This is a genomic window from Caulobacter sp., assembly GCF_049283275.1.
Taxonomy (GTDB): domain Bacteria; phylum Pseudomonadota; class Alphaproteobacteria; order Caulobacterales; family Caulobacteraceae; genus Caulobacter.
In genome coordinates this window covers 1-4,241 of sequence record NZ_JBAPVS010000088.1, presented here as the reverse complement: position 1 = coordinate 4,241, position 4,241 = coordinate 1, and the positions used below count along the sequence as shown (strand labels likewise).

The following is a 4,241-nucleotide window of genomic DNA, read 5'->3' as shown; positions in this document are numbered from 1 at the left end:
GTCTTCCATCGGATCGTTGGTCAAGGTCGAGGCGACCATCGGCGCGCCGGTGGCGGCCGCCGCCTGGGCCGTGGCGATGTCGCCGTGACCGTCCTGGGCGCACAGGCCGATCACGCCGATCGGCGCCATGAACAGCGGCGTCGGCAGGGTCAGCCCGAACAGGTTCACCGACAGGTCGCGGCGCGTGCAGTCGACCATCATGCGGGGCACAAGACCCCAGCGCTTGAAGGCGTGGGCGTTGTGGTTCTGGGTGAACTCGTCGCCACAGCCGCCCTGGACGTAGGACAGCACCGCCGGCGGCAACGCGGCGGCGGCCCGCTGCTCCAGCGTCGCGAAATCCACCGGCCAGCTCGGCTTCACGCCGTGCAGGCCCTTGAAATAGATCTCATTCTGATAGTCGCCGTAGGCCATGCGCATCCCTCCAAGACTGCCGGCGTGGATCGCCGAACGGATTTTCAGGTCCGACAGGATGAACGGCGGAGCCACCGGCGTCGAGGCGGTGATGACGAGGAAGGAGCCGCCTCCCCGCCCGGCCCGATCAGGCGGCGTAACCGGGGTTCTGGCGATCCAGACGCCGCAGCAGGCCCGGCCAGACCAGCTTGTCGGCCACGACGCTGAGACCTTGCGACTGCTGCTCGACCACGTCCTGGACGTGGTCATGGGGAATGCGCAGCGGACCGCCCGCCTGGGCCGCCACCTGCATCTGGCAGGAGCGCTCGAGGAAGTACATGGTCGTGAACGCCTCGGCGACCGAGCGACCCGTGACCAGGGTGCCGTGGTTGCGCAGGATCATGGCGGTCTTATCGCCCAAGTCCGCCACCAGCCGCGGACGCTCGTCGTGGTTCAGAGCCACGCCCTCGAAGTCGTGATAGGCGACCCGTCCGTTCAGCAGCATGGCGGTCTGGTTCAGCGGCAAGAGGCCTGCCTCCTGGGAGGAGACCGCCGTGCCGGACACGGTGTGCAGATGCATCACGCAGCCGGCGTCGGCGCGCGCGGCGTGCACCGCCGAATGGATGGTGAAGCCGGCGGGATTGACCATCGCCTTGGTCGGACCGACCACCTGACCGTCGAGGTCGACCTTGACCAGGGACGAGGCGGTGATCTCCTCGAACATCCAGCCATAGGGATTGATCAGGAAGTGGTGTTCCGGACCCGGGATCCGAGCCGAGATGTGAGTGAAGACCAGGTCGTCCCAACCGAACAGCGCCACCAGCCGATAGGCCGCGGCGAGGTCGATCCGGATCGCGGTCTCCAGGGCGTCGACCTGGTCGGGCGTGATGTCCGGGGCGTGGGCGTTCATGGCCGTCTCCTCAGTCCAGTTGAACGTCAAGCAGCCGCACGAATTGCTGGCCGCAGTGCATGTCGCGCTCAACCTCGCCGCCCTGAGGCGTGGCCCGGGCGTAGGAGATCTTGACCACGTTCAGGCTGGGCACGGAAAAGCGCTTCACCAGCGCCGGTTCGGCGCCGAACAGCTGGTGCAGCAGATCGGGCCCCAAGGCCGGGCTGTCGCTGTACTTGGCGAAGGCCTCCGGGTCCTTGAAGAACAGGTCGAACGTCACCCAGTAGGGGCCGGCGTTCTTGGAGCGTACGTGACGGCAGACGTCGCTGACGGTCGTCATTGGGCGGCCTCCTCTTTGCGCAGGTCGATCCAGGCTGTGCGGACCAGCTCCATGGGATCGTCGACCTGAACCACGTGGTTGAGCTTGAACTCGTAGACCTGGCCGCGCTCGACATCGGCCGGCGTGAAAGCGAAGCCGTAGCTGGGCAGCTCCTTGTCCATCGAAATCGGGTAGTGGAAGAAATAGGCGTTGCAGGCCTTGGCGATCTGGGTCGCCAGCTCCTGGGTTTCGGCGGTGGCGACGAACAGCACGCCGATCTCGCGCGGCGCCGCCGTTCCGGGCGGCGGCCGATCGCCGGACACTGCGTTCCAGCCGTACATCCGCAGCGAGATGTGGAAATCGGAGTCGCTCAGGCCGGTCGACTTTCGAGCGCGCTCGTAGAGGGCGGCCAGCATCTTGTCGTGGAATTCGTCGACCCGGGCCAGGACGTCGGGATCCTGGATCCCGACCAGCATCAGGGTCTGGTAGCGGCCGCCGGCCGCGCCCTCCAGCTTCATCGTATAGGGCTTAGGATCCCAGATCGAGCCCGTGACCCTCACCGTGCGGTCGTCGACCGGCGTGTAGACCGAGTGGGTCACGTCCAGCACCCCGCCGGGTTCCGTCAGGCGGAAGGGGTCGCTGTTCTCGTACAACATGTGGGCCGAGACGCTGTGGGGGTCGCAACGGTTGTTCGCCGCCAGCGGCTCGACGTCGAAGCCGTCCCGGCCGATCGACAACAGGACGCCCGCGCCGCGATCCCGGTAAACGGCGCATTGCGAGCCGCATTCGGAAACCTTGCCCGCATGCCAGGACGCACCCTCAGGGGCGCCGTGCAGCAGGGCGAAGCAGGCGATGACCGCCGTGTCGGTGGTGCGACCACCGAGGATGATGTCGGCGCCGGCTCGCAGGGCGGCCATGTACGGCTCGGGACCCATGGCCGCGACGATGTGATCGCAGCTGTCGATGGTCGCGTCGTCCAAGGGCCCCAGCGGCGCCAGGGGCGTGATCTTGCCGGCGGCGTTCCGGGCCTTGAGGACGGTCTTGTCCTGCTCCGAATAGAGCAGCGCGATCCGGGGCGAGATGCCCAGTTCGCGCGCAATCTCGACGGCGATGTCACGAGTCCAGTCGACGTTCTTGTCGCCGCCCGCCTGGCCGCTGGTGCCGACGATGACGGGGATCCCGGCCTCGGCGCCGGCCTTCATCAGGATGGTCAGGTCGCGCTTCACCGAACCGCGATTGTTCTTGGACATGCCCAGGGCCAGGTAGGCCGCCCCGCTGTCGGTCGACCCCGCGTCGGTGGCGATGGCGTGCGCGCCCAGGGCGACGCCCCGGCGGACCTCCTCCTCGACCACCCCGGCCCCGAGCGAGCCCACGGGGACGATGATCTTGATAGGGCCTTCGAACATGCGCTTCCCACCCAACAGACTTTGACCCTTGCCGGCCATTCAAAGCCACTAACGCCACAGGATGCAATGCGTCAAGTTTTTGGATGCAAAATGGCAAGCAGGTCGCTAGCGATGTGAAAGACTCGTTCTCGCGGGCCTCCGGGAAGGCGAGACGCCGTCGGCGATACAAGGCCCTTCGGGCCCGTGTTGCGAAACTTGGATCGAACGATGCGCGCCGCGATCTGGCGCGGAAACACCCGGGCGCTTCCCTTGCGGCGGCCTTTTCGAATCTGGAGATCAAACATGCTTGGCGCCCGCAAGGTCGTTGTCACCCAACGCTTCTTCGACGACCGCGCCCACGCTTACCTGCGGTCCCACGGCTGCGAGGTGGCGATCGCGCCCCTGCCGGTGGGAAAGGCCGACGGCGATCTGTCCCATGACGACCTCGTCAAGCTCCTGGACGGCGCGGCGGGGTGGATCGTCGGCCATGCGAGGGTGACCCGTGAGCTGCTGACCGCCCTGCCCGACCTGCGGATCGTCTCGCGCCGGGGGGTGGGCTACGAGCGCGTCGACCTGGCCGCGGCGCGCGACCTGGGCCGGGTGGTGACCATCGCGGCGGGCGGCAACGACGCGTCGGTGGCCGACCACACGATCGGCCTGATGCTGGCGGTCGGCCGCCGTCTGCGCGAGTCCCAGCAACGGATGATCGACGGCGACTGGTCGATCTTGATGGGGTCGGACCTGTGCGAGAAGACGGTCGGCCTGGTGGGTCTGGGGCGGATCGGCAAGAGCGTCGTCAAGCGCCTATCCGGCTTCGACTGCAAGGTCCTGGTCCATACGCCGCGCCCAGACGCCGACTATGCCCGGGCGACCGGCGTCCAGTTCGTCGACCTGCCGCAACTGCTGGCCCGCAGCGACTATGTCAGCCTGCACGCGCCCCTGACTCCGGAGACGCGCTTCCTGATCGACGCACGGGCGATCGACGGCATGAAGCCCACCGCGATCCTGATCAACACCGCGCGCGGCGGCCTGGTCGAGGACGCTCACCTGCTGGACGCGCTGCGCACGGGCCGCCTGGCCGGCGCGGGGCTGGACGTCTATGTCAGCGAGAGCGACCCTGACTACAAGCCGGTGTCCCAGGCGCTGCTGGACCTGCCCAACGTGATCGGCACGCCGCACGCCGCGGCCTCGTCGCGCGAAGGCTTGGACCGCACCAACATGGTGGCCGCGCGCGGGGTCGTGGCCGTTGTTGACGGTG

Annotated in this window: 5 protein-coding genes; 1 reads left to right on the top strand and 4 read right to left on the bottom strand. The window is 67.8% G+C overall.

What is annotated here, in order from left to right:
* The 4 genes from WAL33_RS04320 to WAL33_RS04305 form a co-directional block, all read right to left on the bottom strand.
* Positions 1-486 (bottom strand): alpha-hydroxy-acid oxidizing protein (locus WAL33_RS04320; RefSeq protein WP_422178843.1); only part of this gene is annotated, 486 nt, incomplete at its 3' end.
* A 52-nt stretch (positions 487-538) separates the two neighbouring features.
* Positions 539-1,300 (bottom strand): class II aldolase/adducin family protein, encoded by a 762-nt coding sequence (locus WAL33_RS04315; protein WP_422178841.1) that lies wholly within the window; start codon positions 1,298-1,300, stop codon positions 539-541.
* A 10-nt stretch (positions 1,301-1,310) separates the two neighbouring features.
* The gene (locus tag WAL33_RS04310) at positions 1,311-1,619 is read right to left on the bottom strand and encodes a DUF4387 domain-containing protein (protein WP_422178839.1); all 309 of its coding nucleotides are present in this window, start codon (positions 1,617-1,619) and stop codon (positions 1,311-1,313) included.
* A complete protein-coding gene (locus WAL33_RS04305; protein WP_422178837.1) occupies positions 1,616-3,004 on the bottom strand; it encodes an acyclic terpene utilization AtuA family protein in 1,389 nt (462 codons plus the stop codon). Before WAL33_RS04305 ends, WAL33_RS04310 begins: the two co-directional genes overlap by 4 nt.
* A 282-nt stretch (positions 3,005-3,286) precedes the next feature.
* Here WAL33_RS04305 and WAL33_RS04300 point away from each other — a divergent pair.
* On the top strand, positions 3,287-4,241 hold a 955-nt coding region (locus tag WAL33_RS04300; protein ID WP_422178835.1), incomplete at its 3' end, for a phosphoglycerate dehydrogenase.